Below are 26,698 nucleotides of genomic sequence, written 5' to 3' on the forward strand. Positions count from 1 at the left end.
AATAATATTCTAATTTGACCATGGCGAAATTCTTTTAAAACCCAACACCTAACACCTAGTTTTTGCAATGAAACAGAAATTATTATGGTTAACGGCTAGTATCAATCTAGTGGCTTTTTGCCTTCCTGCATGGGGTTTAAATGAGTCTTTGTCAGAAAAAGGCATTAATGCTTTAGTGTTACAGGAACCTCCTTACAATTTACTAGGTCGTAAAATAAGTATAGGTCAAGTAGAAATCGGCAGACCGAAAAAATTTGCTTTAGATAAAGTTCATCCACTACATAAAGCATTACCGATCGCTCGTCTTTTTTACCGCAATCAACCAGCACAACCAAACACCCATATCGACAATCACGCTATGATGGTGGCTTCTGTTATGGTGAGTAATCAAAAAACATTACGAGGTATTGCCCCCTTAGCTAAGTTGTATTCTGGTGCTGTAGGCTCTCTCAAAAATGCTGCACAACCCGAAGAATGTCTCACAACTCAAAACATTGCTTTACAAAATAGTGGTAGTGTGAGGGCTATTAATTTAAGTTTTGGAGAGTCTTTAGCTAGAGACGATCGAGAAAATCCTCAACTAGATGGTAACGCATTACTTACTCAATGTTTAGATTGGTCAGCAAGAGTTCATAATGTTATGTATGTAGTGGCAGGAAATCAAGGATTAGGAGGAATTCCCATCCCAACAGACAACTATAACGGAATCACCACAGCGTATAGTATGCGTAAAGGAGGAGTTTTTAGTAAAGTTGATTTTGCTAATTTAAGTATTTCACCGATGGGTATTGCCAAGGCTTTGATTCGTCAGGAAACTAATATTGATGGAAGACGGGGAATTAGTTTACTCGCCCCCGGCAGTAAAATTGATGTCTATAATTTGGATGGCAAAGTGGAACAAGTAAGTGGTAGTAGTTTTGCCGCTCCTCACATTACTGGATCGATCGCATTGTTACAAGAAGCAGGAAATAATTTTTTACAAGAAAATCCGAATACATGGACAAAAGACTATCAAAATCATGAACTAATGAAGGCTATTTTACTTAATTCTGCGGATAAATTGAAAGATAAAGGCGATGGTAATTTGTTAGGAATGATTCGTAATGTTTATACTCAAAAAAATAAAACTTGGCTGGAAAGTGATGCTTATATAAACTCAGATATTCCCCTAGATATGGAGATGGGTGCGGGGCATTTAAACACCATGAGAGCTTATCACCAATTGAAAGCTGGTCAGTTTAACTATAATGAAAAAGTATCTCCCATAGGATGGAATTATGATAAAATTGAGGAAAATAAGACCCATGACTATATTATCAAACAACCTTTAAAAGCAGATAGTTTTATCTCTATTACTCTTACATGGGATCGTTTAGTGGAGTTAAATGACTCTAATAATAACCAAGAATATGATATAGGAGAACACTTTATCGATCGAGGTTTAAATAATTTAGATTTAGAGTTAATTAATAGTAATAATCAAGAAAAAATAGTATGTTCTTCTATAAGTAAAATTGATAGTGTTGAACATATTTTCTGCCCAATTCCCAAAACGGGTGAGTATAAAATTCGAGTGAATTTCAAAGAAAAAGTTAATAATTCCAGTCAACCCTATGGTTTAGCATGGCACGGACTCTCTTCAAACTCATCTGAAAATTAGTAGGCAATATACATAATAAACAAATGCCAAACTAATTCGGTTAGATTCAATTTTTGTTGAATAATTAATGCTCCTAATGCCATTGTAAATGGTTTAGCTAGAGTTACCTAATTTCTAATTAAAAATAGTTCTCCTTCAAATTCTATCCAAGGAGTAAAATTAATAACGCTCAGGGGTAATTGGTTAGAAATTGAAATTGAAATAATCGGGCAAATTCACCAAGGTATTAATTAATATTAAACAATAGATTCAAAACTAAATAATTTTAGGAATGAGGATGAAAATAGTTATAAATATTTTGAGCTAAATTATCTCCAATTCCTGACACTTCTTGCAGTTGTCTAACAGTTGCTTCTCTAATATAGTCGATCGAGTGAAAGTGAGATAATAATAATTTTTGACGCTCAAATCCTAACCCCGAAATATCGTCTAAAATCGATCTACGACTAGCTTTTAATCTCTGTTGACGATGGAAACTAACAGCAAAACGATGAGCTTCATCTCTTAATCTTCTTAATAATTGTACCCCTATTTGTTCTTTATCAGTCGATAAAGGTTGAGATTGATTAAGGATAAAAATTTCTTCTCTTTTTTTAGCTAAACTAATGATGTTAATTTTAGGTAATAAATTCATTTCTTCTAAGACTTTACACACAGAAGAAAGTTGTCCTTTTCCACCATCAATCATTACTAAATCGGGATATTCTTCTTGACTAGAAAATCGTCTTTTAATAATTTCTTGAAGGGAAGCAAAATCGTCAGAATGACCAATTTTTATATCGGGATTTTTTATTTTATAATGGCGATAATATTGTTTTGCTGGTAAACCATTAATAAAAACCACTCTTGAAGCGACGGCATTTGAACCTTGTATATGAGATATATCATAACCTTCTATTCGTCTAGGAAAAATTGGCAAATCTAAAATTTTCGCTAAATCTTCCATTTCTTGTAAATTAGTTTGAGTAAATTTTTGGCTTCTTTCTAACTCAATTTGTGCGTTTCTTTCTACCATTGAAATTAACTCTGCTTTTTGTTGCTTTTGAGGAGTAATAATATTAACTTTTTTACCTTTTTTAACCTTTAGCCAATTTGTTAATATTTCCTCTTGAGATAATTTATATTGAACTAATATTTCTGATGGGATTTCTACCGCATCAATATTGTGATAATGTTCTTCTAATACCCGTTGTAAAATCTCTCCTTTATCATCATTTTTATTATTATCAGTAAAAAACCCTAATCGACTTATTAAACGCCCTGCCCGAATCTGGAATAGTTGAATACAAGTATGATTCTCGTCTTGGGCTAGTGCGATCGCATCTCTAGATATGGTATCATCGGATAAAGCCACTTTTTGAGTGGTAAATAATTGTTGTAAACTGCGGATTTGATCTCGATATTTACCTGCTTTTTCAAATTCTAAATTTACTGCACAATTTTCCATTTTTTGCCCTAATTGTTGGAGCAATTCATCAATTCTTCCCTGAAAAATTAAAGCAATTTTATTGATAATTTCTCGATAATCTTCTGAGGTAATTAAATGTTGACAAACTCCGGGGCATTTTCCCATATCATAATTTAAACAAGGACGATTTTTATATAAGGGTTTCGATCGTTGTCTAAGGGGGAAAGTACTCTTAATAATATCAAGAGTTTCTCTTAATCCTTTACTATCTACATAAGGGCCATAATATCGATCGAGTTTACTACTTAATCGTCGTTTACGAGTAATAAAAATTCGAGGATAATCTTCAGACCATGTTATACAAATATAAGGGTATTTTTTATCATCTTTTAAAAGAACATTAAAATGAGGTTGATGTTGTTTAATTAAATTAGCTTCTAAAGCTAAAGCCTCTACTTCGGTGTCGGTGACAATAAACTCAATATCTCGAATTTGCTGTACCATTAAAGCAATTCTATTACTATGTTTTTGACTGGAATTAAAATAAGATTTAATTCTATTTTTTAGTATTTTAGCTTTACCAATATAAAGAATATTACCATCTTTATCCTTCATAAAATAAACCCCAGAATCTGAAGGTAAATTTTGTAAAATTGTAGATAAATTTTCTATCATAAAGTTTTTAGATATTGGAGGATTAATCTTTAATAATGAAGCGGATAATGAGCAAAGTATTTTTTAAATTGAGATAAAATTACTTTAAGAATTTTCTTTTTCACTTTCATATTGTTTCGGTAAAGCAATTCTACTATGAAAATTAGAATATCGCTTAGAAAAATGTTCTAAATAAGGACTAACTAAAACACATCTTCTTTTAATATTTCCTAATTTTATTTGATGATAAAGAAACTCAGGAGTGATACCAAATACTTTCTTAAAATCTGCCGTTAATTCGGGTAACCCTTCTTTTTCTAATTCACAACTATTAAGTACTTTTTCAAAAAAATAAAACCTCTCGTGACGATGAGAATTTACTAACTTCCATTCATCACTATTTAAAAAGTTTTTACCTGTTATATCTTTAGTATTTCTTATATTTCTAGCTGTATCTATTTCACATAAAATAATTGAATTAAGTAATTTAGGATTAGATATTTCTTTATTTTGATTATTATCATTAAATCTAGCTTTGTAATCCCAATCTAAGTCACAATCTTGAGTCACAATAATAGCAAAAGGATGAATAATAGGCTGAAATTCTGTATTTTCTAAAGATTTATCATCAAAATTAGTGGGTCTAAATTGAGTAATATTAGTTAAAATCTCTCCTTGTCTAAGAGGAGATTCTGTTTGAGAAGGTTTATAAATAGATGGTTTATCTTTATCCATTACTATTATTTATTTAATTTAAAAATCATCTAATACTAAAGAAGGACGTATTTTAGGAGGTAAAATTTTCCCTTTAATAGTTGTCTGATAAGTTGGTAAAGATGTTTGATAATTATCAGTTAAATCTTCTGAATAAAAATCAATAATTCCTTCTAAATTTTCATTAGCTTCTTCTATAGCATCGTCAGAAAGACGTTTAATAATCCACACACATTTAATAAATAACTCTTGCTTTTCTGGTGATAAATTAGCCCAAGTAAAACTATTCTCATTATTACCAAATTGTAAAGGTTTTATTTTAAAGGGATTCAGGGGGTTGGGGTTGCATGACTTCATGGAGTCTGTCTGTGATACTCCATCGAAACAGATGTCTAGCTGACTCGTTAAAGTAGTCGAGGGGTTGCCAAATACTCTCATCAGTTTTCTCCTTTTCTTGAGTAAAAAAATCTGCGTCTAATAAATAACCTATTTCTTTGTTATTTTCTTCTTGATTAGTAACCTCAACAAAACCATGTCTAAAGCTAACTAATCCATAGTCATTTTCTAAAACTAAATTTTTGGCTATATTTTTGATTGAGTTTTTTATAGCAGAATTAGCTAATTCTGAAGCTATATTAGGACTAATTAATTCAGCCCATTGTACATTTTCTAAGTCTAATTTAGAACGAATAATTAAATCTTGGTATCTAAAACCAATCCGAGAATAAAAAGAGGGTTTATAAATTTCTTGAAAAATATTAATGATTTTTTTAAGTTGCTGTTTAAAAGTATCATAACGTTCGTAATCTAAAGTTTTTAAAGCTAGAAAATCTTTGGTTAAAGTTAATAACCATTTTTCATCTTCAGATTTAAACAGATGTCCCATTTCTTCATTAGGGAAAGGAAATCCTGTTTGTTGAATAATTTTATTAAAATCTGATGGTAATTGCGGTTTATTAACTTCATAATAAGGATATTCATCTCGAATTGCCTCTTGAAAATCAACAGGCTCAGAATTAACCTTAAGTATAGGTGGATAGCGTAATTGACACACAACCTCGATTAAGGGGTTACGTTTATAAATTACACGTTCTGATTTAGGTAAGTCCATCTAAGTTTTATTGGCTAAATGATTACGAGAGAATAATTGAAATAGGTTTTAATTTGATTTTAAATTCAATTATTATAGCGGTTGGTTGTGCTTAATCATAACTAGACATACAATAGTTTTTTGTACTATAATTTGCTGTCAAGTTTATTAAATTGTCAACTTAATTCTATCTTAAGTTACTAGCCACCCTTGTAAAATACCTTTAATCGTAATTAATTTTTATCAGCCTTTAACTGCTAATCTGTGACTAACCCTAACCCTGAATTAAACGAAAAAAATTTTGATAACTCTTTTAATTCTTAATTCCTAATTCCAAATGACTAATAAAATTAAGATGGTATTGATAATATAAAATGCTCCCACAATTTGAGTTTCTGTCCAACCACTTAACTCTAAATGATGATGAATTGGCGCCATTTTAAATAGTCTTTTTCCTTTCCCTTGCTGATCTTTTGTGGCTTTATAATAACTCACTTGAGCAATTACTGATAAGGACTCAATAAAGAATAATAAACTAATAATAAATAATGCCCATAAATTTTGACTCAAAATTCCGACAGCCGCTAAACTTGCACCTAGTGCTAATGAACCAGTATCTCCCATAAATACAGAGGCTTTATTGCGGTTATGCACCACAAAACCAAGGCAACCCCCACTGATAGCTAAACAAAAAGCAAGTAAGTCAGGATGATTTTCTACGGCTAAAATTCCTAATCCTAAAAATGCGATCGCACTTGTACCGCCGGCTAAACCGTCAACTCCGTCAGTTAAATTAGTAGCATTACTTTCCGCTACGATAACAAAAATAGCCACAAACCAGAAAAGAAAACTCAGGGGTAAAATGATATTGAAGGGTAAATAAACATTAGTAATAGAGGAAGGTTGACTTAGATACATCCAAATACAGAAAATCACCGCAAAACCAATTTGTAAAATTAATTTTTGTTTGGGGGTTAAACCCATATTTGTTTTTTTCCGTAAAATTTGCCAGTCATCAATCCAACCAATAAACCCATAAGCCAAAGTTACTAACCCCACCGCTATAACCTCATGGGTGAATCCTCCTGTGATTAAACCAATAATTACTGCCGTCGGAATGAAGAAAATCCCCCCCATTGTGGGAGTACCAGCTTTTTTAAGATGAGTTTGAGGGCCATCTTCTTGTATAACTTGAGATGCTTTGATTTTTTGTAAAACAGGTACAACAATATAACCAAATATAGCACTAACGATCGAGCCTAAAAATAGAGGTAGAATTTCTTGATTATCTAAAAATGCGAAAGCAATTAAAGTTAAAATGAGAGTCAAAAAACCTAGTAAAAACCATCCTGAAGGATTTAAGAGACGATTGACAGAGAAAGAATTAGTTTCCATTACAATTAAAAATTAACAATTAACAATTATCAATTATCAATCATCCTTTGTCATTCTTAATTAATAGTTGATGAAAAATTTTTTTCTTATGAGGATAATTAACAATTAAAATACTTATAAGCACTATAAGCCATCGCTACAACCCCCGTTACGATCGAAGACTCATCTAATTCAAAACGAGGATGATGTAAAGGATAATTATGTTGATTACTTTTCCCCACACCTAATCTAAACATAGTACCCGGAGCATGATCCAAATAAATGGCAAAATCTTCCGCTCCCAAAGAAGGTTCAAGAATCGAAATAACCTGTTCTTCTCCAAGAGCTTCTAAAACCGATTTTTCAATAATTTTTGTCAATGTCATGTCATTTTGCACACTAGGGAGACGATGACGATAATTAATTTGACATTTTGCACCATAAGTATTACAAATCCCCTCCACAATACCTTTAATCCATATCGGTAGATTTTCTCTAATTTCGGGATTAAGCGATCGTACCGTACCCACCATTTTTACTTGATCTGCAATAATATTGGGCGCAATACCACCATTAATTTGACCGATCGTTAAAACTAAAGGATGTAAAGGATTTTGCATTCGACTAATAGCTTGTTGTAGTGATGTTATCACCTGTGCGGAAATCCAAATAGCATCAATAGCCTGATGAGGGCGAGCACCATGACCAGCTTCTCCTTGAATAATAATCTCTAAATCATCCATAGCCGAAGTTAACGCACCATAACGAATGCCCACAGAACGAGCAGGAATAGACGGAAATACATGAACTCCAAAAATTGCCGAAATGTCTCTCATCGCTCCATCTTCCACCATCCACAATGCACCCTGAGCAATTTCTTCCGCCGGTTGAAAAATAAATCGAATATTACCGGGTAAACCGTCCTTTAATTGAGATAATATCATCGCCGTACCCAATCCGATCGTTGTATGTAGATCATGACCACAGGCGTGCATAACACCCGGTACTTTAGATGCAAATTCTAATGGACTCGCCTCTTGAATTGGTAACGCATCCATATCCGTGCGAATCCCCAGATAAAGATTACTCATCCCATTACCTTTCAACTCACCAATTACGCCTGTTTTTCCTACTCCCTCCTTTACCATTAGCCCACAAGAAGACAAAACCCCCGCCACATAGGCCGCTGTTTGATGTTCCTGTCCACTTAACTCTGGATGAGCATGAAAATGACGACGAATTTCAATCAATCTTGGTGCTAAATCTGTCGCTAAATCCTTAATCTTATTAAGCATTCTCTAAATTAATCACAGTTTATTATCAAGTATATAGTATTCAAAATCACTGGAGTTCGAGCTTTAGCTTTTAAGGAAATGAAAAAAATGAGTGATATTATTTGTAAGTGTTAATTGTTCATTGTTAATTGTTCATTATCCATTACCCTTCAACGTTGACAAAAGGTAATAAAGCGACTAAACGAGCCTGTTTAACTGCTGTAGTTAAGTCTCTTTGTTGACGAGCAGTTAAGCCAGTAATACGACGAGGAAGCATTTTACCTCTTTCGGTAATAAATTTATGTAGAAGTTCTACATCTTTATAGTCAATGGGTTGACTTGGGGCAATAGGAGATAATCTTTTACGAAAATAAGCCATAATCTATATTTTAATCTATATTTTACTTTGAAAACATTAAGAAATCAAATTATTTAATTTCTTTGTGAATAGTGTGTTTATTGCAATGAGTACAGAATTTTTTTAATTCCATTCTGCCAGTGGTATTACGTCTATTTTTCATGGTAGTATAACGAGAAACACCATTAGAACGTTTATCAGTATTAGTACGACACTCGGTGCATTCAAGAGTGATGATTAAACGGACACCTTTTTTACTTGCCATTTTTTTAGCTCAGTTACTATAACAGTAATTTTATACACAATCTATTATTATCCTATAATAACCTTATTTTTGACAAGGGGGTTTCTGAAATTTCAGTAATTCTCGTTGACGAAAGCGGATTTGGGAAAAGGCAAGAGCGAAAAGTGACAAGAATTGATTTTAAAACTCCTAAAATGGATTTATCAATTTTTACGAATATTAAACTATGCAACTTTTATGGATTTTAGCTTAACAGAAGTCTTCATTACCAATTGATAATTGTAGATTGTTGAAAATGACTTGAATAAGTGACTTTGAGGAAAAATGTTTATAATGAGAGAAAGTTAATTGTCATGAGAACAAAGCTACAATAAATTTAAAATTTAACGATGTTTTAGAAGATCAGGATTTACGTATCAGTCCCCTTGTACCCCTAATTCTGGGGGTAAGAACAAACAGGACTCCCATACTTAAAGGTTGGGAGGTGGAAAAAACTATTTTTGTCAAAGTCCGAAAGATGTTGGGATAAAAATTTTTTTGATTATATAGTCTATAACCCTATTCTTTCAGATATTTCACAGAGGTTATAAAATGAAGCCTACAATTTTTCTTAGTTTAGTTTTATCTTTAATTTTTCCTTTTATGGTTAATTTGTCTCCCATATTGGCTAGGGATGACTTATTATCTAATTCGATCGCCCAAAAGACTCGCAGTCGGCAAAATTCGGTAAGACAAAATGTCAATTCTCGTTCTCGTAATCGTCCTAGTTCATCACGAAATATTAATCGTGGGAAGAATGTTAATGTAAATCGATCTGAGATCGATCGAGATAGAGTTAATAATCGAGATAGAGTTAATAATCGAGATAGAGTTAATAATCGGGATAGAGTTAATAATCGAGATAGAGTTAATAATCGGGATAGAGTTAATAATCGGGATAGAGTTAATAATCGGGATAGAGTTAATAATCGGGATAGAGTTAATAAAGGTAAAGTAAATCATCATCATCGCAACTCTGATCGAAATCCTACCCGTAATGTTAATTATCATCGGGGAGTTAATAAGTCTCCTTATAATCGCAGTTACGATCGAAATCGAATACATGATACGAACATTGATTATGATCAGATTAGAAATAGCAATTCTCGCCGTGGAGTAAATAGTTCTAACTATAATCGCAATCATGATCGAACTCGTCACAATAATCGTCCTATCGACTACGATCGAGTAAAAAATGGCAGTTATCCTTATGGAGTTAATAATTATCGCCGTAATCGCAATTTCGATCGTTATCGGATCAATAATCGAATTAACCGCAGAAATATTAATACTCCGAATCGCTATATAATCATCAATCCTCGATCGCATTGGAATAATTGGGGATGGAATGGAGGAGTAATATGGTCTCCTAATTATGGTTTTTGGGGTGGCGGTTTTTGGGGTTCTTTTGGAGTACCAACATCAAACACTCGTGTAAGTACTGGAATAATTTACTCTAATAACTCATCTGACTACGTTACTATTAGCGACAATACTCCGGGTTTTAATTTATTTGATAGCTACGGTTTGACTCAAGTACAATGTGATAATACCCTAGATTTAGTTTTTATTTATGGCCCTCAAGATAGCTTAATTTGTGCTTTGCCAAATAATTATGTAGTTGCAGGATATTATGATGTTAATCCGGTTAACTTAAGTCTTGTAGCTCGTTTTTAAAACTATTCGTTAATTAATTCTTGGATTATATTATAACGACCAAAAATTATTGTTAATCGTCAATTATCTATACTTTATTTCTTAAATACCAATCACATATTTGCGCCATTCGTTATTATGATTGTCTCTGGTACACTTAGCAATCTCAAAATGAAGACTACTATAAGGTTTCCTCGGTTGTTGATGTAAAGGCATTTGGGCTTCTTTTGGGGTACGATTTCCCTTTTTTATATTGCAACGAACACAAGCGGCTACGAGATTTTCCCAAGTATCTCCTCCACCTCTCGATCGAGGTATAACATGATCTAAGGTTAGTTGATCCCCTTTATAATTACAATATTGACAAGCATTTTTATCTCTTTCAAAAACATTACGTCTAGTTAAGGGAATGTCTTTGTAGGGTATTTTGACATAGTGACGTAACCTAATAACAGAAGGAAGGGGAAAAGTTTGACAAATGAATGCGTTATGATGTTCTAATTGTTCAGCTTTACCTTTTATTAATAAAATAACCGCCCGTTTCCAGTTAGTAATATTTAGCGGTTCATAGGAAGCATTTAAGACTAAAACCTTACCCATAAAAGTATTACTTTCAATAATTTATTGCTGATACTAACATAAATTATTAAGAATTGACAAAATAGGAGTTAGGAGTTAGAAAAATAAAGGAAAAAAACTTTATATCCTCCTCCTAACAAGAAAGGAAAAAGGTTAATTAATATAACTCTTCTTCTTTGTGGGTTTCGATTTTACAGTCAGAGGTAGGATAAGCTACACAGGTTAAAACATATCCCGCTTCAATTTGATCATCATCTAAGAAAGATTGATCGGATTGATCTACAGTACCAGAGACGATTTTACCAGCACAGGTAGAACAAGCACCGGCACGACAAGAGTAAGGTAAATCAAGACCTTGTTCTTCAGCAACGTCAAGGATATACTCATCATCGGGTACTTCGATCGTTTGTTCGCCGTCTTCAGTTACTAAAGTTACGTTATAAGTTGCCATGTTTTTTCCTTTTGATTTGTAATTTACAAAAAACTAAATGTTACTCACTATATTTAAGCAAGTCTAATATGAATAGTAAAGTATAAATGCCAATAATGATTTACACATTAGAAATGAAATTGTTTATCTTCTTTATAATAAATTTTGCTTATATTATAAGTTTAACCTAAATTAGAGTTTAAAAACATTTATATTTTTTATTATACTTGATAGTTAAGGTTTTTCGCCCTTCTTAAGAATTGACAAAGAAACAAAATCTGTTAATTATACCTATTAAATTTACTTATAATCTTAGAAATTAAGAAAGACGAGAAAAATATAAATTACTGATTTTTAATAAAAACCCTTATCCTAACTCAGCAATTCTGTTAAGTATTTTTTACGGAGTAACTTTTCAATCTCATCACTGGTTGTCGGACGGCCAAAAAGATAACCTTGTACATATTCACACTGATTTTGTTTTACTTTCTGGAATTGTATTTCTGTCTCGACTCCTTCTGCTACTACTTCCATGTCTAAGTTATGGGCTAAATTAACAATGCTTTCTAATATTTTTTCCTTTTTTTCATGTTTGCCGATGGCACGAATGAAACAGGCATCTATTTTGAGGATGTCAATAGGTAATTGATATAAACGACTCAGAGAAGAATAACCTGTCCCAAAATCATCGATACATAGTTTAATCCCTAATTCTTTTAATTGATTCAACATTGTATCTGCTTTATTATCAGTTTCGAGAATCGCACTTTCAGTTATTTCTAATTTAATTAAATGACGATCGCACTGAGTTTGTTGCAAAATTTCTTCTACTTTTTGAACTAAATTAGATTGTTTAAATTGCCTAGGAGAAAGATTAACGTTGATAAAGAAAGAATGAAAAGGTATTAAATTTTTCCAAAGACTTGATTGAATACAAGCCTGATGTAAAACCCATTCTCCTATTTCTACAATTAGTCCTGTTTCTTCTGCCAAAGGAATAAATCCTACGGGGGAGATAAAGCCTTGTTCTGGATGATGCCAACGCAATAAAGACTCAAAACCGACAATACTTTGATCTGCTACATTTACAATGGGTTGATAATAAGTTTCAAATTGTTTTTTTTCTAAAGCCTTGCGTAAATCATTTTCAAGGTTGAGTCTTTTAACGGCTACTTTGTGCATGGTTTTATTAAAAATAGCCGATCGAGATTTACCTAAAGATTTCGCCCGATACATAGCTAAATCTGCATCTCTTACCATTTCTTCTCCACTTTCATAACCCATTGTACTGAGAGTTATTCCGATGCTTCCTGATGTAAATATTTCTTGGGAATCAACTATTAAGGGTTGTTGTAAAGAGTTCTGAATACGATCGCTTATTTCAGAAATGATACTTAAATCTTTGACGTCATCAATAATAATAGTAAACTCGTCTCCTCCTAAACGAGCTAATTTATCTTGATCTCGAAGACTATTAGTAATTCTTTGAGCTACATCTTGTAAAAAAATATCTCCCACAGAATGCCCTAAACTATCATTAATTAATTTAAAACCATCTAAATCTAAAAATAATAGAGCGAAAACATAATCTTGATACTCATTGGCTTTCTTCAAGCAATTTTGTAATTCCTCTAAAAACCATGCTCTATTATGTAATCCTGTTAAAGAATCATGAAAAGCATCATAAATTAATTTTTTTCGAGTATTAATTTTATCGGTAACATCTCTTTGAATCGCTAAATAATGGGTTAATTCTCCTTCACTATTGGTGATTGGTTCGATATGCCATTGATTGTAAAATTCTGTTCCATCTTTACGATAGTTAATTGCTTCGCCAAAAAATACTTGACCATTTCTCAATAACGTCTTGAGATTTTTAAATACTTTGCGATCGGTATTTGGCCCTTGTAAAATGCGAGGAGTTTTACCGATAATCTCTGAAGGTTGATAACCAGTCATTTGACTGAATGCCTTATTAACAAACACAATTTCTGGCCCTGGATAGTCTAATTCTGTGGTGGTAATGACGATCGAATCATGGGCGCTATGAACTGCGGCGGCTAATAAAGTAATCTGTTCTTCATTATTGTTTATATAACCATTAGATAATTTTTCGCTAATTAGAAATGGAGAGGTTTTGGTGTCACCTTGTACAACATCGGAATGGGAGAAATGTCTGTCTAAAACCATATTATTCTTTTATCTTAGATAAAGTTCACTGGCTTAATATTCTTGTCAGGATTTCACCATACTATCATTTTCTGTGAAATATAAGGCAAATATTAAGAAACTTTCTTCTTAGGTGATTTCTAATAATAAATATACCTGCTAAATCCCCCTAGCCCCCAAAACACAAAGAGGAAATTATAAAGAAGATGGGTAAATTCTTTCTTGGAAATGGCCTTAACAGTACTCATAAATATCAAATTATTCCTGTGCTAAGTATAACTCGATTACAGATTTTATCTTTCACATCGTCGATCGAAATTTTGACAACAGTAGTCAAAAAAGTTTAAATAAGATTGTTTAAAGACTTCTGCACTAAATTTTTGTGCTTGGAGACGGCATTTTTCGGAATTAATCTGATTCTCTAACTCAACAAAGGTTTCTATTCCTTTTATTAAACCTTCCACTGTTTGAGGAGAAAAAAGAACTCCGGTACCATTTTCTTGATCTTTCCGAATATCTATTACTGTTTCCATCGCACCACCAGCATTGTAAGCTATAACAGGAGTGCCACAGGCTTGAGCTTCGACGATCGCAATACCAAAATCTTCACAGGCGGCATAGACAAAGGCTTTAGCATTAGACAAATATTGTTTTAAGGTATCATCATCTACCGAACCCAGAAGGGTTATATTCTCTTTCGCAATGGCTTTTATTTGTTTCATTTCTTCACCGTCACCGATAACAACAAGGGGTTTTCCTAAAGTATTAAAGGCTTTGACAATCAGAGAAATTTTTTTATAACTGACTAAACGAGAAATAGTAATATAGTATTCCGATTTTTGTGGTTGAAAAGGAAACTCTTGTACTTGTACTGGGGGATAAATTACTTTTGCTTCCCGACGATAACAACGCCAAATTCTACGGGCTGTGTGATGAGAGTTGGCGATAAAATAGTCCACTTGATTAGAGGAAGTAACGTCCCATTGTCTGAGACGATGTAGGATATAACGGGCGATGATTCCTTGTATTCCCTTTCCTAGTTTACTTCGATCGAGATAATCAAAAGTTAAGTCCCAAGCATAACGCATGGGGGTATGAGAGTAACAAATATGTAACTGATCTGGACAAGTAATAACCCCTTTAGCTACGGCATGGGAGGAAGAAAGAATTACATCGTATTGAGTTAGGTTTAATTGTTCGATGGCAAGGGGCAACAAGGGTAAATATTTTTGTACCCCATTACCACTAAAGGGAAAATGTTGTAAAAAAGTAGTGTGAATCTTTCTCTGGTACAAATAACTTTGGGGATTTGTCGATTCAAAGTCGATAAGGGCAAATATTTCAGCATCAATAAAACCTAAAATCTCCTTAACAACTAATTCCGAACCTCCTGTGGCTTTTGGGGTTAGCCATTCATGAACCAGAGCAATTTTCATGTATATTTAAAACTCATCTCCACCACTATTACTATTGTTTTCATTATCCCGTTTAGACCCCAATAAATCAAGATTATTAACTCTTATTAAAGGTTTACTACGTTTATCTCCACTATTTCGATCGTTCCATGTATCAATTTTAAGAGAACCTTGAATCCCGACTAAACTACCTTTTTTGACATAATTGGCGGCAATTTCTGCGGTTTTATCCCAAATTTCCAATTCAAACCAATCAGGTTGTTCATCTTTTTTACGACGATTAACGGCAATATTAAACTTACACAGAATTTTACCGCTATCAAAATAACGAATTTCAGGATTAGAACCAGCTCTACCGACTAAGTGTACTATATTTAAAGTCATAGTTTTAACGTATAAATGTACTAGCTACTCTAGTTTATCATAACTAACAAACACTTGGACAGTTAATTTAACCTCAGTTAACCATAAAATTATCGAGAAAAAAAGGAATAGGAAACAGAGAATAGGGAAAAGTAATAATAATTGATTCAAAACTATCAGAAATTGATTTATTTCCATTATTTATTCTAATTACCTTTCCCTGTCTTAGTAAAAATATTGTCGAAAAAGTAGCCATCAGCTATTGTTAAGTTAAATTTCTTGTCAACATTACTAATTGATTACTTATTCTTTAATGGAAAAAAGGCTAAAAGCTAACCGCTAAGAGCTAAAAGCTACCTTCACCCATAAATTTTAAGCTCTCTCAGGTTTAATCCGTTTGCTGTTTACAAGTCTAATAAGGCATCTTCTTGATGAGTTTCGATAACACAATCAGAGGTAGCATAGGCTTTACAGGTAAGAAAAAAACCCGCTTCGATTTCTTTTGCCTTTAAAAAATCATAATCATGGTTTACACTACCTTGTATTAATCGTCCTGTACAACTTACACAGACTCCTGCACGACAAGAATAAGGCAAATTAAATCCCTGTCTTTCAGCAGAATCTAAAATATATTCATCTGCACCTACTTCAATTACATTATCAATACCTTTTTCCTGATTAATCAATTGAACTTTATAAGTGTTTGCCATTGCTATATTTATATTTTTTATTTATCAAAACAGTTTATTTTTATCTTAATCTTCATTGTTCACTTAATTTTCAACTACGGTGACATTATTAAGCAATCTTTACAATAGATAAGCTCAGACGTATCTAAGTAGAATGTTGAGGGTAGGCAAAAGGTAACAGGCAAGAGAAGTTTTTGAAATGCTCAAATTATAACCTTGGAATGCGTTTTAGCTTAATCAACAATTACGAGTTGTGAAATTTTCTTCTCTCTAACTCACGTTACAATAAAAAGCTGATAAGTTATTTTAAAGAGTATGTCCAATATTATTGAGCCAAAATTAATTATACATGGTGGTGCGGGTAGTTCTCTGAAGGGAAAAGGGGGATTACAAGTGGTGCGTCAATCTTTACACGATATTGTTAGTGAAGTATATCAACTTTTATTAGAGGGAAAAAGTGCGACGGAAGCAGTTGTTAGAGGGTGTCAATTGTTGGAAGATAATCCTCGTTTTAACGCTGGAACGGGATCTGTATTACAATCCGATGGTCAGATTAGAATGAGTGCGTCTTTAATGGATGGAGAAAAACAACGTTTTAGCGGTGTAATTAATGTTTCTAGGGTAAAAAATCCCATTAATCTGGCTCAAAGACTACAAAATGAAGACGATCGAATTTTATCAGATTATGGTAGTACTGAATTATTGCGAGAGTTAAATTCTCCAATATATGATCCATTGACAGATTTAAGATTACATGAATGGATGGAGGAAAGAAAAGAAAACTTTACAAAAAAAATGGCCGGTGTTGTAGCAGAAAATGAAGCTAGACGGGGGACGATCGGAGTTGTAGCTTTAGATACTCAAGGAAGAATTAGTGCTGGAACTTCTACGGGAGGAAAGGGTTTAGAAAGAATCGGTAGGGTTAGTGATTCAGCGATGCCGGCCGGAAATTATGCTAATGTTTACGCAGGAGTGAGTTGTACGGGAATTGGAGAGGATATTATTGATGAATGTTTAGCGGCTAAAGTGGTTATTCGTACTGGGGATGGTTTATCTTTGGAAGATGCGATGAAAAAATCCATGATAGAAGCAAATAAAAATAAACGAGATTTAGGTGCGATCGCACTCGATCGACATGGTAATATCGTATGGGGAAAAACAAGCGAAGTATTATTGGCTGCTTATCACGATGGAAAAAATATCAGCGATTGCTTAGAATGGGATGATGATAATCTCGTAGGAATAGCAAATAATTAACCTCAGTTCGATATAAAATTTATTGGTGAAGATAAGGTGTTAGGTATCAGGTGTTAGGTATTAGGTAAAGAATTGAGAAAAAACTATTAATAATTGATTTTCCACTCGATTAATTTCATTAAATAATTGAACGAAAATTGAAAAATTAACCTAAAACCTAAAACTATCATGGCTAAAACATACCCATATTAAAGATTCTTACATCGAACTCAGGTTAATTAATAATCTACAATTAACAATTATCAATTACCAATTATCAATTAATATTAACCCATGACTAGAGAATCAGAACTAGCACCCTCTTTACCTCCAGCAGTGCAAAAAGTCTCCAAAAATTTACAAAGATGGGGATTTTGGAGTTTTTGGTTACAGCTTATTTTAGGTATTATTTCCACTGTCACCCTACTATTTTCTATCCCTGCTTTATCCGAAAGTAAACAAAATCTTCAAGGGGTACAATTTGGTATTTTTTCAGCATTCATAAGTATTGTCTTATTAATTACATCTCTGGTAATTTGCTACCGTTACGGAAAAATTGGCAAAAAAATTGAGAATCGAGATCCTGCTATGCGTCCGAAAAAATCGGAAACCATACGCTTAATTCAATTCGGTTTAGTATTTAATTTAGTGGGAATGCTTTTTGCTATTATTGGAGCAGAAACTTTAGTTGGTTTAGCTTTAGCGAAATCCTTAACCCTTTCTCCTCAGTTAATTGGTTCTAATCCTCAGCAGTTTGTCAATCCTCTTGATTTGTTAATTATTCAAGCGAATACAAATACTATTGGTGCTCATTTTGCTGGTATTGTAACTTCTTTAATTTTAATTAGTCGCATTAGTACCTAAAGAAATTGAATCGAACTCAGGTATTATTTAGTGAAATTTGCTAATTTAAACGATCGAAATTTATCTTAATGACTAACAATATTGATAGAGAATTAGTATCTAATAAAGAAATAGAAAATCTACATCGATTAATGTTATATGGTAGATGGATAGTTGTAGCTATTTTATGGGTTTTGATTGTTCCTTGGGGACTTTGGCAATTAAGAGAAACGATTTCTTTGTGTCAAGATTATTGTACATGGTCAGCGATTCGTTTAGGATTAGAATTTAATCCTTGGGCGGGGCTTGGATTAAGTTTTTGTGTGGGTTTGGCTGTATCCGTTTTAGTTTGGCAAAGCAGCTATATTCTTCGGGGAGGACTCTCAGATAAACAAAAATATTATCTTAGTCAACAGGTGAGCAAAATTCGTCAACAAGGAAAAAAAAATTGGCTTTATCATTGGGTAATCGATCGAAAATAATAGCTAAATATAATGTTAAATTAGTAGTCAGTTATTAGTTATTAGCTAAATATAGTCTTAATCATTTCAAAAATGTCATTGTTATAAATTAACAGTTTTAATTTAATTTCACCTACTACCAAATACCTTTTTTAAACATAATTTATCACACTCAAAGTGAAAGAACTAATATTATTTATTTTCCATCAAAATTCTTTGATAACTCGTCCTTGACTGGTAAAAGAAATTCCTTGAGTACTAGCAGTACTAACCATAACAGATTCAGCGATCGGATTAGATACTTTTTTATCAGCTACCCATTCAATCAGAAAATTAGCACCCACTCCGCCTCTAGTATCATTATCTTCAATATAAAAATTGGTAGAAGCGAGAGGTTTTAAACTAACAGAAGAAGTTAAATAATCTTCAATTAAATTACCTTTAGTATCATAATATTTAATAGATTTAATGATAATTGAATTTTTCAAATCTGTATTGTGAAAAGTAACTGTAATTCCTAAATTATGGATTCTGCGCTGATTGGAATGATAAATATTAGAATATATAGGAAGATAAATAATTTGTCCCATTATGGGTTTAAAATCCACGGATAAGTTAACAGATTCCGTATTGACTGGAATACCATTATTTTCCAAAAGAATTTGAGAATTATCTAAAGTTTGATTATCCTGACAACCAAACAAAATAATACAGATTAATAATAACAAAGATAATAAATATTTTTTGCTCATTTATTCAATTATTCATTAATTTTCTTGATAATCAAAAATTTACCTTCATTATAAATAAAATAAACTAAAAAGTCTTTCTCCTCGATGAAGATTTGGGAAAATTTTAAAATTATGGTATATAAAAATTAAAATCATTATTATTATCAGATTTCTATAAATCGATCGAATAATAGTAAATCTTAAACGCTATAAATTTGGAAAGATAAGGTATGATTTTATCTTAAACTCATGTCACCATAAGAAAATACAATGAAAAACAGTCAAATTAAAATATTTTTAAGTTTATTAATTAGTATCAATTGGTTAACTACTGGATGTGGATTGTTTGGCACAACAGAAGATACTCCAACAAATAATACAGAAAACCCTGATACCTCATCAGATAGTGAAGGCTTAAAATTAGGCGCATTATTCCCCATTACGGGCGATTTATCCTCGATCGGGCAAAATATGCCCATTGCCGCTCAATTAGCTGTAGATACCATTAATGCTTGTGGAGGGGTGAATGGTAAACCTGTTACTCTCGTTAAAGAAGATGATCAAACTGATCCCGTTGCTGGAACTGCGGCTATTACTAAATTAACAGAAGTTGATAAAGTGGCAGGAGTCGTGGGTTCTTTTGCCAGTAGTGTTTCCACGGCCGCATTAGATGTCGCTGTTAGAAATAATGTGATGATGATTTCTCCGGGTAGCACAAGCCCAATATTCACCGATCGAGCAAAAAAAGGGGAATTTAACGGATTTTGGGCAAGAACAGCACCCCCCGACACCTATCAAGCCCAAGCCTTAGCGGCCTTAGCAGAGAAACAAGGTTTTAAAAACGTCTCTACGGTGGTAATTAATAACGATTATGGAGTAGCTTTTGAGGGACAATTTGTTAACGCTTTTACTACGGCAGGAGGGAATATTTTGAATAAAGATAAACCCGTACGTTATGATCCCAAAGCAACAACGTTAGATAGTGAAGCGGCTGCGGCATTTGCAAATCAACCCGATGCGGTAGCGGCGGTTTTGTATGCTGAAACGGGTAGCTTATTATTACAAGCGGCCTTTAAACAAGGTTTAAGTAAAGGTGTCACGGTGTTATTAACCGATGGAGTCTATTCAGAAGATTTTACTAAACAAGCAGGAAAAACCGCAGATGGTACTTCGATTCTTGCAGGTGCGTTGGGTACAGTACCGGGAGCGGATGGTAAGGCTTTGGAAGAATTTACGACTTTATGGAAAGAAAAGAGTAGCGGAAAAGAAATAACTGCTTTTGTTCCTCATACATGGGATGCAACCGTTTTATTAATGTTGGCCGCAGAGGCATCAGGCACTAATACGGGGGAAGGAATTAAAAATAAGATTCGAGAAATAGCGAGTGGTGAAGGCACAGAAGTTACAGACCCTTGTCAAGGAATGGAATTGTTACGTAAAGGGGAGAAAATCAATTATCAGGGTGCTAGTGGTAATGTCGATATTGACGAAAATGGCGATGTTATTGGGGTTTATGATGTTTGGGAAGTTAATCCTGATGGTAGTTTAAAAATAATCGACAAAGTTCTACCTTTAGTGAGCAATTAATAAACAAAGAAATAGATAATTAACGATTAAGAACTAATTATTTATAAAGTAAATATTAGGGGGGCTTTGACTATATTTTTATTATATTATACTATTTTTTAACGTACCTAATTTATCCTATAAGGGTTTAATGTTTTTTTAATCAATAAATTTTAAATATTTACTATCATGTTAATTGCAATTGCTTCTTTAAAAGGTGGCGTAGGAAAAACAACTACAGCCATACATTTGTGTAGTTATTTACAAACTGATCGACCTACTTTATTAATAGATGCCGATCGTAATCGTTCTGCATTGGTTTGGGCGAGAGAAGAAAATCTCTCTTTTAATGTAGCATCTCAGGCAGGTTCGGCGGCGTTGATTCCTCAACATCAACATATTGTAACGGATATGAAAGCAGGCCCTGAAGAAGTGGAGTTGATAGATTTAGCCACAGGAAATAATTTAATTATCATTCCCACAACTCCAAATCATCTCGATTTAGATGCCACGGTTAAAGCTGTAGAAATGTTGAAAAAACATAATGTTAATAATTATAAAATTCTCTTGACAAAAGTTGATTCAAGAACTGTCAATAGTCGTACTGCTAAGAAATTTTTAGAAGGGAAAAATTTACCTTTATTTAAAGCAGAAATACCTTTATTAATTGCCTTTGAAAAAGCCTCTCAAAATGGTAAAACTGTTAAAGATTACAGTGATAGTCGAGCAAAACAAGCATGGAAACAATATGAAAATGTCGGTAAAGAAATCCTAAATAATTAATCTTTAAATAAGTTTGTGATAAATTAAAGTTGCTTTAGCAAGCAAACTTCTATTATAAAGCTTGTGACTGCTTCGTGCCTCGCAACGCAACGCGATTTATTGTAAGGTGATTGATGGAGAAAATCTCTAAATAGGTTTATCTTTGTAATAATTAATTTCAGAGCTAATCGCATAATTCGGCTAAAGCGACTAATGAATTTATACTTTAATATTGTAGTTATTTAATAATAATATTTTCCCTTGATTATTGCCTATACTTATACTGATCCCATTATAGATAAAATTCCCAATTCTTTTATTTGGGGTTGTGAAGTCGATCGAGTTTATCAAGATATAGGTGATAGACAAGAATTAACAAATTTGCTTAAAGATTGTCAAAAATCTAGCCCTAATTATTTATTAATTCGTAGTTTATGTGAGTTTGGTAATAACTTAACAGAAGTTACTCAAATAATTTTTCAAATTGAAGTCTTAAACATAGAAATTATTTCCATTGAAGAAGACTATAATAGTAACAAATTTAAGCTCATTAAAGATAGTAAAACTAAAGAAAAATTAGTTAATATTTGGGAAGAAATAAATAGAAAAATTCATAGTAAAAAATTAGAAAAATCTCACGGTAATAATAGACTAAAAATTTTACCTCCTCCGGGTAAAGCACCATTTGGTTATTTAAGGGGAAAAGATAGTTATATTATCAATAGAGCAACCGCACCAATCGTTAAAGCATTTTTCGATCGTTTTTTATTATACGCTTCTTTGGGGGATAGTGTTAGATATTTAGCGGAAAAATTTAATAAAAAAATTGCCTTATCCACTGCTCGTTATTGGTTAACAAATCCTATTTATCGAGGAGATTTAGCTTATAAAAACAAAGAAATTATCTCTGATACTCATACACCTATTCTTACCAGAGAAGAATCAGCTCAGATCGATCGAATTTTAAGAAGTCATCGTCTTGTTAAACCTCGTAGTGCTTCAGCTAATTATGCCTTAGCTGGATTGATTAAATGTCAAAAATGTCAATCATCTTTTAGAATAACTCAAATAAATAAAAAAAAATATCAAGACAAATACTTATACTTAATTCCTACTCAATGTTCAGAAGAATCTCCCTGTAAAGCTCTTAAATATAATCAAGTTTTTGAAAAAACAATTAATAAAATTTGTGAGCAATTACCTTTATTAACAAAAAATCTTAATGCTCCAAATCCACAATTTATACAGACTACTTTAGAAAAAAAAATAGAAGATAAAGAGAATATCTTAACTCAAATACCTAAATTAATTCAAGAAAACATTTTTGATGAAGAAACTGCTAATATTAGAAGTTATAAAATTAAGCTAGAAATAGCCCAATTAAAACAAAAAATAGCTCAATTACCACCAGATAATTTACCTAAAATTTCCTTAGCTTTATCTAATCCTCAATTTTGGTATGATTTATCACCAGCAGAATGCCGTTTTTACTTACGAGAATTTATCAAAATAATAAAAATTATCCCTGCTAATAGTATTAATAAAAATTGGGAAATAATATTAAATTTTGTTTTTTCTGCTCTCTGATGGGAAATTCGATCGATAAAACACTTATGATAAAATTATTCATTATTAACTATTAATTACTATGCGTATTTTACACACAATGTTAAGGGTAGGGCATTTAGAAAAATCCCTTGATTTCTACTGCAACGTTTTGGGAATGAAACTTTTACGTCAAAAAAACTACCCCAACGGTAAATTTACTCTTGCTTTTGTTGGTTATGGCGATGAAGCAGATAACACCGTCATCGAACTTACTCATAATTGGGACACCAACAGTTATGATATTGGTACTGGTTATGGTCACATTGCACTGGGAGTTGATGATATTTACGGTACTTGCGATCGAATTAAGTCATTAGGTGGTAAAGTAACAAGAGAAGCAGGCCCTATGAAACACGGTACAACAGTTATTGCTTTTGTAGAAGATCCGGACGGTTATAAAATAGAGTTAATTCAAATTGGCACTCAAGGGGCTAATCATGAATCTAAACCTCAAGAAACCCTAACAGTATAACTATTTTTCCTGAAGGGCGATCGAGTTCTTTGTATGTGATAATACGATCGCTTCTTTTGACTATATATATTTAATCTTATGACAAAAACGAGTCCCAAAGAAATTTTTAAAAAAGGTATTATCATTCTGTCTGGTATATCTTTTTTTTGGTTTTCCGCTTCTGAAGTAATTAACATGATTACTAAACCTCAAACTCCTATTGCGAATACTCAAGAAGAAAATTTATCTCCGGAGGCGATTTTGCGCAAAGAAATGAAAGGTTATGAATTAGTATTGGCTAAAGAACCTGATAACGTTTTTGCCCTTGAAAAATTAGTCGAGATTCATCTACAATTGCGCAATTTATCAACAGCTTTACCTTTAGTGGAAAAATTGGTAACAATTCAACCGGATAACCAACGTTATCAAGAAGTTTTAAAGATTATTAAACAAGGTTTAGCACAAGAAAAAACCAAGACTCCCCCCCCTCCCAATTCTTCTAATATTCCTGATAACAATGAGAAGAAATAGTGTAAACTCTAAGGTTAATCTTTGTTACTTTTTCATAGCAACCTTTTCATGAAAATTCCTGTTCTTGATTTAAAGCCTCAATATCAGCAACTAAAAGGGGAAATTGACAGTGCGATCGCCCGTGTGTTAGAATCCACTCAGTTTGTATTAGGACCTGAAGTTCAACTGTTAGAGACAGAAATTGCCCAGTATTTGGGAGTTAAATATGCGATCGGGGTAAACTCTGGTACAGATGCTCTAATTATTGCTCTACGAGCTTTAAATATTGGTGCGGGAGATGAAGTAATTACCACTTCTTTTTCATTTTACGCCACTGCCGAATCCGTTAGTTTAGTAGGTGCAAAACCTATTTTTGCCGATATTCAATCCGATAGTTTTAACATTGATCCTACTACTATCAAGGACAAAATCACCACTAAAACGAAAGCAATTATTCCTGTACATCTCTATGGGCAACCTGCGGCGATGTCGCAAATAATGAGTATTGCAAAAGAATATGACTTAAAAGTTATTGAAGATTGCGCTCAGGCTTTTGGGGCAGTCTATCATGAAGATTGTATCGGATGTGATACCACTTGTGATGAGAGTGAAAGAAAGGCATTAACAGGAAAATATGTCGGTGGGATTGGTGATGTAGGGGCTTATTCCTTTTATCCAACCAAGAATTTAGGTGCTTATGGAGATGGAGGTATGATTGTTACTAATGATGATAATATTGCTGAATTAGCAAAAATGTTGCATCTTCATGGAGCAAAGAAAAATTATCACAATGAATTATTAGGTTATAATTCCCGTTTGGACAGTTTACAAGCCTGTATCTTAAGAATTAAATTAAAGTATATTGATCACTGGAATAGTGCGAGAAGAAATATTGCAAAAAGTTATAATCAATTATTAGCAAATAATCCAAATATTATTACTCCAATTATTAGTAAAGGTCATGTTTTTCATCAATACACCATTAGAGTTACCAATGGAAAAAGAGAAAAACTAAAAGAATATTTAGGAAATTTAGGCATTGGTACTATGATCTATTATCCTATTCCTCAAGATCAATTACCAGTTTATCAAGGGCAATATTCACCTAATCCTATATCCATGAAATTAGCCGAGGAAGTATTAAGTTTGCCGATTTATCCCGAATTATCTTTAGAAAATGTCGAAGAAGTTGCTAAGGCAATTAATAATTTTGAATAAATCAAATTTTAAATTCTTTATCCTGTCTTTTACTTCCATCAGAATTTATTAAATAAAAATACTAATAATGAAGATAATTAATAATATAATTGCCATTTTACAAAAAGAATTACAAGGTTATTTTTCCTCTCCTTTAGCCTTTAGTGTTGCAGGTATTTTTTGGTTTATTTCAGGAGTATTTTTTGTTTTTATTCTCTTAAGTGAACAAGGTATTATTCAATCAGTAAATGCACAAGAACAAATGGGGAGTCAAGTTCCTATTGATGTGGTTTATGAATTTATGCAAATATTTTTTGGCATTATTGGCTCACTAACTATTTTCATTTTACCCGTTTTATCGATGGGTTTATATGCAGAAGAAAGGAAAAGAGGCACGATCGAACTTTTAGCAACTTCTCCAGTATTTAATTGGGTAGTAGCAGTAGGAAAATTATTAGGAGTTTTGTTATTTTTTATAACAATGATTATGCCAATTTTACTCTATGAAGCGATCGCATTTCAAGGGGCAAGTCCTCCTATTAATCCTCAAGTAATCTTTTTGGCACACTTAGGATTAATTTTAATGGCCGCATCTATTTTATCTTTAGGAATGTTTATTTCATCTTTAACAGATAGCACTATTTTTTCGGCAATTATGACTTTTACTTTAGTAATTTTTATCTCTATTTTAGATGGTATTGGGAATCTGATGGGGGGAACATTGGGAGAAATAATTGCTCATTTTTCTATATTAAAAAACTATGAAAATTTTGTCAAAGGCATTTTTGAAACAAGCAATTTAATTGTTTTTTTGAGCTATATTATTCTCGGTTTATTTTTAACTTCTCAGTCGATCGAAACTCTTAGATTTAGCCGTAAATAATTAGAAGTTGATCAACAAATTTTTTGGTGAGGGAAAGAGATCGGAGTCAGAAAAATTGTGGAATCATAGAGATTTTATAAGTACAATTAATAACCCCCGTTGAGATAAATTTTAACCCTAACAACACAAGTCTGCTAAAGCGACTCAATTCCTAATTCCTAATTAGGGTTTGCTGAATAAATCAAAAAGCTTAAAAATCAAGGGTTAAGGGATAATACAAAGGGTAAAAAATGCGCCGTTTTCCCAAATTTTACTCAAAAATTTCACATTTTCTGAGGATTTTTATCGAAATGATAGCGTAGTACTAAATACCTTATAAGGGCAAGAATTAGGC

General features: G+C 32.6%; 27 protein-coding genes. 12 read left to right on the top strand and 15 right to left on the bottom strand.

The features are described from left to right. Window positions 1-67 precede the first annotated feature (67 nt). A complete protein-coding gene (locus tag GM3709_RS13660) occupies window positions 68-1,660 on the top strand; it encodes a S8 family serine peptidase (protein WP_066120296.1) in 1,593 nt (530 codons plus the stop codon). A gap of 265 nt (window positions 1,661-1,925) precedes the next feature. On the opposite strand, the gene uvrC is transcribed toward GM3709_RS13660, so the two are convergent. From uvrC to rpmG, 8 genes are all read right to left on the bottom strand, one after another. Then, a complete protein-coding gene (gene uvrC, locus GM3709_RS13665) occupies window positions 1,926-3,743 on the bottom strand; it encodes an excinuclease ABC subunit UvrC (RefSeq protein WP_066120299.1) in 1,818 nt (605 codons plus the stop codon). Window positions 3,744-3,827: 84 nt separating this feature from the next. Next, window positions 3,828-4,457: a hypothetical protein gene (locus GM3709_RS13670; protein ID WP_066120301.1), complete on the bottom strand. Its 630-nt coding sequence runs from the start codon at window positions 4,455-4,457 to the stop codon at window positions 3,828-3,830. 18 nt (window positions 4,458-4,475) lie between these two features. Then, window positions 4,476-4,793: a hypothetical protein gene (locus tag GM3709_RS13675; protein WP_066120304.1), complete on the bottom strand. Its 318-nt coding sequence runs from the start codon at window positions 4,791-4,793 to the stop codon at window positions 4,476-4,478. Beyond that, on the bottom strand, window positions 4,756-5,547 hold the full coding sequence (locus GM3709_RS13680; protein WP_066120307.1) for a TIGR04255 family protein: 792 nt from the start codon (window positions 5,545-5,547) through the stop codon (window positions 4,756-4,758). The genes GM3709_RS13675 and GM3709_RS13680 overlap by 38 nt, the downstream gene beginning before the upstream one ends. A 306-nt stretch (window positions 5,548-5,853) precedes the next feature. Then, window positions 5,854-6,921 carry a phospho-N-acetylmuramoyl-pentapeptide-transferase gene (mraY, locus tag GM3709_RS13685; RefSeq protein ID WP_066120310.1) on the bottom strand — a complete coding sequence of 356 codons (1,068 nt, stop codon included), beginning with the start codon at window positions 6,919-6,921 and terminating at the stop codon, window positions 5,854-5,856. Window positions 6,922-7,019: 98 nt separating this feature from the next. Continuing rightward, on the bottom strand, window positions 7,020-8,195 hold the full coding sequence (locus GM3709_RS13690) for a M20 family metallopeptidase (protein WP_066120313.1): 1,176 nt from the start codon (window positions 8,193-8,195) through the stop codon (window positions 7,020-7,022). Between the two features lie 142 nt (window positions 8,196-8,337). Continuing rightward, window positions 8,338-8,553: a 30S ribosomal protein S18 gene (rpsR, locus tag GM3709_RS13695; protein WP_066120316.1), complete on the bottom strand. Its 216-nt coding sequence runs from the start codon at window positions 8,551-8,553 to the stop codon at window positions 8,338-8,340. Window positions 8,554-8,602: 49 nt separating this feature from the next. Next, window positions 8,603-8,797 carry a 50S ribosomal protein L33 gene (gene rpmG, locus GM3709_RS13700; RefSeq protein WP_066120319.1) on the bottom strand — a complete coding sequence of 65 codons (195 nt, stop codon included), beginning with the start codon at window positions 8,795-8,797 and terminating at the stop codon, window positions 8,603-8,605. Window positions 8,798-9,367: 570 nt separating this feature from the next. Between rpmG and GM3709_RS13705 the strand changes: the two genes are divergently transcribed. Then, complete coding sequence (locus tag GM3709_RS13705) at window positions 9,368-10,492, top strand: hypothetical protein (RefSeq protein WP_066120322.1); 1,125 nt, start codon at window positions 9,368-9,370, stop codon at window positions 10,490-10,492. 81 nt (window positions 10,493-10,573) lie between these two features. Here GM3709_RS13705 and GM3709_RS13710 read toward each other — a convergent pair whose 3' ends face one another. The 6 genes from GM3709_RS13710 to GM3709_RS13735 all read right to left on the bottom strand — a co-directional run bounded on the left by GM3709_RS13710 (window position 10,574) and on the right by GM3709_RS13735 (window position 16,137). Then, window positions 10,574-11,071, bottom strand: coding sequence for an HNH endonuclease (locus tag GM3709_RS13710; protein WP_066120325.1), 498 nt, complete (start codon window positions 11,069-11,071; stop codon window positions 10,574-10,576). A gap of 136 nt (window positions 11,072-11,207) precedes the next feature. Beyond that, complete coding sequence (locus GM3709_RS13715) at window positions 11,208-11,501, bottom strand: ferredoxin (RefSeq protein ID WP_066120328.1); 294 nt, start codon at window positions 11,499-11,501, stop codon at window positions 11,208-11,210. Window positions 11,502-11,852: 351 nt separating this feature from the next. After that, complete coding sequence (locus tag GM3709_RS13720) at window positions 11,853-13,670, bottom strand: bifunctional diguanylate cyclase/phosphodiesterase (protein ID WP_066120331.1); 1,818 nt, start codon at window positions 13,668-13,670, stop codon at window positions 11,853-11,855. Window positions 13,671-13,942: 272 nt separating this feature from the next. Then, complete coding sequence (locus GM3709_RS13725; RefSeq protein WP_066120334.1) at window positions 13,943-15,085, bottom strand: glycosyltransferase; 1,143 nt, start codon at window positions 15,083-15,085, stop codon at window positions 13,943-13,945. A 6-nt stretch (window positions 15,086-15,091) separates the two neighbouring features. Further along, window positions 15,092-15,448 (bottom strand): single-stranded DNA-binding protein, encoded by a 357-nt coding sequence (locus GM3709_RS13730; protein WP_066120338.1) that lies wholly within the window; start codon window positions 15,446-15,448, stop codon window positions 15,092-15,094. A gap of 383 nt (window positions 15,449-15,831) precedes the next feature. Next, window positions 15,832-16,137 (bottom strand): 2Fe-2S iron-sulfur cluster-binding protein, encoded by a 306-nt coding sequence (locus tag GM3709_RS13735; RefSeq protein WP_066120341.1) that lies wholly within the window; start codon window positions 16,135-16,137, stop codon window positions 15,832-15,834. A gap of 294 nt (window positions 16,138-16,431) precedes the next feature. Between GM3709_RS13735 and GM3709_RS13740 the strand changes: the two genes are divergently transcribed. The 3 genes from GM3709_RS13740 to GM3709_RS13750 all read left to right on the top strand — a co-directional run bounded on the left by GM3709_RS13740 (window position 16,432) and on the right by GM3709_RS13750 (window position 18,677). Then, window positions 16,432-17,373, top strand: a complete 942-nt coding sequence (locus GM3709_RS13740; protein WP_066120344.1) for an isoaspartyl peptidase/L-asparaginase — start codon at window positions 16,432-16,434, stop codon at window positions 17,371-17,373. Window positions 17,374-17,646: 273 nt separating this feature from the next. Continuing rightward, window positions 17,647-18,216 (top strand): DUF3611 family protein, encoded by a 570-nt coding sequence (locus tag GM3709_RS13745; RefSeq protein WP_066120347.1) that lies wholly within the window; start codon window positions 17,647-17,649, stop codon window positions 18,214-18,216. Between the two features lie 68 nt (window positions 18,217-18,284). Continuing rightward, window positions 18,285-18,677, top strand: coding sequence for a hypothetical protein (locus tag GM3709_RS13750; RefSeq protein ID WP_066120350.1), 393 nt, complete (start codon window positions 18,285-18,287; stop codon window positions 18,675-18,677). A gap of 185 nt (window positions 18,678-18,862) precedes the next feature. Here GM3709_RS13750 and GM3709_RS13755 read toward each other — a convergent pair whose 3' ends face one another. Next, a complete protein-coding gene (locus GM3709_RS13755) occupies window positions 18,863-19,408 on the bottom strand; it encodes a DUF3124 domain-containing protein (RefSeq protein ID WP_066120353.1) in 546 nt (181 codons plus the stop codon). Window positions 19,409-19,657: 249 nt separating this feature from the next. Here GM3709_RS13755 and GM3709_RS13760 point away from each other — a divergent pair, with 249 nt between their 5' ends. The 7 genes from GM3709_RS13760 (at window position 19,658) to GM3709_RS13790 (ending at window position 26,364) form a co-directional block, all read left to right on the top strand. Beyond that, window positions 19,658-20,974 carry an ABC transporter substrate-binding protein gene (locus GM3709_RS13760; protein ID WP_066120356.1) on the top strand — a complete coding sequence of 439 codons (1,317 nt, stop codon included), beginning with the start codon at window positions 19,658-19,660 and terminating at the stop codon, window positions 20,972-20,974. Between the two features lie 168 nt (window positions 20,975-21,142). Beyond that, window positions 21,143-21,736 (top strand): ParA family protein, encoded by a 594-nt coding sequence (locus GM3709_RS13765; RefSeq protein WP_066120359.1) that lies wholly within the window; start codon window positions 21,143-21,145, stop codon window positions 21,734-21,736. A 240-nt stretch (window positions 21,737-21,976) separates the two neighbouring features. Then, a complete protein-coding gene (locus GM3709_RS13770) occupies window positions 21,977-23,302 on the top strand; it encodes a recombinase family protein (protein ID WP_066120362.1) in 1,326 nt (441 codons plus the stop codon). A gap of 61 nt (window positions 23,303-23,363) precedes the next feature. After that, window positions 23,364-23,795: a lactoylglutathione lyase gene (gloA, locus tag GM3709_RS13775; RefSeq protein WP_066120365.1), complete on the top strand. Its 432-nt coding sequence runs from the start codon at window positions 23,364-23,366 to the stop codon at window positions 23,793-23,795. A 78-nt stretch (window positions 23,796-23,873) separates the two neighbouring features. Then, entirely contained in the window at window positions 23,874-24,305 is a 432-nt protein-coding gene (locus GM3709_RS13780; protein ID WP_066120370.1) for a lipopolysaccharide assembly protein LapB, read from the top strand. A 48-nt stretch (window positions 24,306-24,353) separates the two neighbouring features. Further along, window positions 24,354-25,502 carry a DegT/DnrJ/EryC1/StrS aminotransferase family protein gene (locus GM3709_RS13785; protein WP_066120373.1) on the top strand — a complete coding sequence of 383 codons (1,149 nt, stop codon included), beginning with the start codon at window positions 24,354-24,356 and terminating at the stop codon, window positions 25,500-25,502. Between the two features lie 67 nt (window positions 25,503-25,569). Beyond that, entirely contained in the window at window positions 25,570-26,364 is a 795-nt protein-coding gene (locus tag GM3709_RS13790; protein WP_066120376.1) for an ABC transporter permease, read from the top strand. Window positions 26,365-26,698 lie beyond the last annotated feature (334 nt).

The organism is Geminocystis sp. NIES-3709 (assembly GCF_001548115.1).
Classification (GTDB): domain Bacteria; phylum Cyanobacteriota; class Cyanobacteriia; order Cyanobacteriales; family Cyanobacteriaceae; genus Geminocystis.

Excerpts from the sequence above, each read along its gene's own strand:
- GM3709_RS13680 (WP_066120307.1), bottom strand. The coding sequence starts at position 5,547 with ATGGACTTACCTAAATCAGAACGTGTAATTTATAAACGTAACCCCTTA.
- GM3709_RS13720 (WP_066120331.1), bottom strand. The coding sequence starts at position 13,670 with ATGGTTTTAGACAGACATTTCTCCCATTCCGATGTTGTACAAGGTGAC.
- GM3709_RS13725 (WP_066120334.1), bottom strand. The coding sequence starts at position 15,085 with ATGAAAATTGCTCTGGTTCATGAATGGCTAACCCCAAAAGCCACAGGA.
- GM3709_RS13755 (WP_066120353.1), bottom strand. The coding sequence starts at position 19,408 with ATGAGCAAAAAATATTTATTATCTTTGTTATTATTAATCTGTATTATT.
- GM3709_RS13780 (WP_066120370.1), top strand. The coding sequence starts at position 23,874 with ATGACAAAAACGAGTCCCAAAGAAATTTTTAAAAAAGGTATTATCATT.
- rpmG (WP_066120319.1), bottom strand. The coding sequence starts at position 8,797 with ATGGCAAGTAAAAAAGGTGTCCGTTTAATCATCACTCTTGAATGCACC.
- uvrC (WP_066120299.1), bottom strand. The coding sequence starts at position 3,743 with ATGATAGAAAATTTATCTACAATTTTACAAAATTTACCTTCAGATTCT.
- GM3709_RS13710 (WP_066120325.1), bottom strand. The coding sequence starts at position 11,071 with ATGGGTAAGGTTTTAGTCTTAAATGCTTCCTATGAACCGCTAAATATT.
- GM3709_RS13705 (WP_066120322.1), top strand. The coding sequence starts at position 9,368 with ATGAAGCCTACAATTTTTCTTAGTTTAGTTTTATCTTTAATTTTTCCT.
- GM3709_RS13745 (WP_066120347.1), top strand. The coding sequence starts at position 17,647 with ATGACTAGAGAATCAGAACTAGCACCCTCTTTACCTCCAGCAGTGCAA.
- gloA (WP_066120365.1), top strand. The coding sequence starts at position 23,364 with ATGCGTATTTTACACACAATGTTAAGGGTAGGGCATTTAGAAAAATCC.
- GM3709_RS13670 (WP_066120301.1), bottom strand. The coding sequence starts at position 4,457 with ATGGATAAAGATAAACCATCTATTTATAAACCTTCTCAAACAGAATCT.
- GM3709_RS13660 (WP_066120296.1), top strand. The coding sequence starts at position 68 with ATGAAACAGAAATTATTATGGTTAACGGCTAGTATCAATCTAGTGGCT.
- GM3709_RS13750 (WP_066120350.1), top strand. The coding sequence starts at position 18,285 with ATGACTAACAATATTGATAGAGAATTAGTATCTAATAAAGAAATAGAA.
- GM3709_RS13740 (WP_066120344.1), top strand. The coding sequence starts at position 16,432 with ATGTCCAATATTATTGAGCCAAAATTAATTATACATGGTGGTGCGGGT.
- GM3709_RS13735 (WP_066120341.1), bottom strand. The coding sequence starts at position 16,137 with ATGGCAAACACTTATAAAGTTCAATTGATTAATCAGGAAAAAGGTATT.
- GM3709_RS13790 (WP_066120376.1), top strand. The coding sequence starts at position 25,570 with ATGAAGATAATTAATAATATAATTGCCATTTTACAAAAAGAATTACAA.
- GM3709_RS13785 (WP_066120373.1), top strand. The coding sequence starts at position 24,354 with ATGAAAATTCCTGTTCTTGATTTAAAGCCTCAATATCAGCAACTAAAA.
- GM3709_RS13760 (WP_066120356.1), top strand. The coding sequence starts at position 19,658 with ATGAAAAACAGTCAAATTAAAATATTTTTAAGTTTATTAATTAGTATC.
- rpsR (WP_066120316.1), bottom strand. The coding sequence starts at position 8,553 with ATGGCTTATTTTCGTAAAAGATTATCTCCTATTGCCCCAAGTCAACCC.
- GM3709_RS13730 (WP_066120338.1), bottom strand. The coding sequence starts at position 15,448 with ATGACTTTAAATATAGTACACTTAGTCGGTAGAGCTGGTTCTAATCCT.
- GM3709_RS13765 (WP_066120359.1), top strand. The coding sequence starts at position 21,143 with ATGTTAATTGCAATTGCTTCTTTAAAAGGTGGCGTAGGAAAAACAACT.
- GM3709_RS13715 (WP_066120328.1), bottom strand. The coding sequence starts at position 11,501 with ATGGCAACTTATAACGTAACTTTAGTAACTGAAGACGGCGAACAAACG.
- GM3709_RS13690 (WP_066120313.1), bottom strand. The coding sequence starts at position 8,195 with ATGCTTAATAAGATTAAGGATTTAGCGACAGATTTAGCACCAAGATTG.
- GM3709_RS13675 (WP_066120304.1), bottom strand. The coding sequence starts at position 4,793 with ATGAAGTCATGCAACCCCAACCCCCTGAATCCCTTTAAAATAAAACCT.
- mraY (WP_066120310.1), bottom strand. The coding sequence starts at position 6,921 with ATGGAAACTAATTCTTTCTCTGTCAATCGTCTCTTAAATCCTTCAGGA.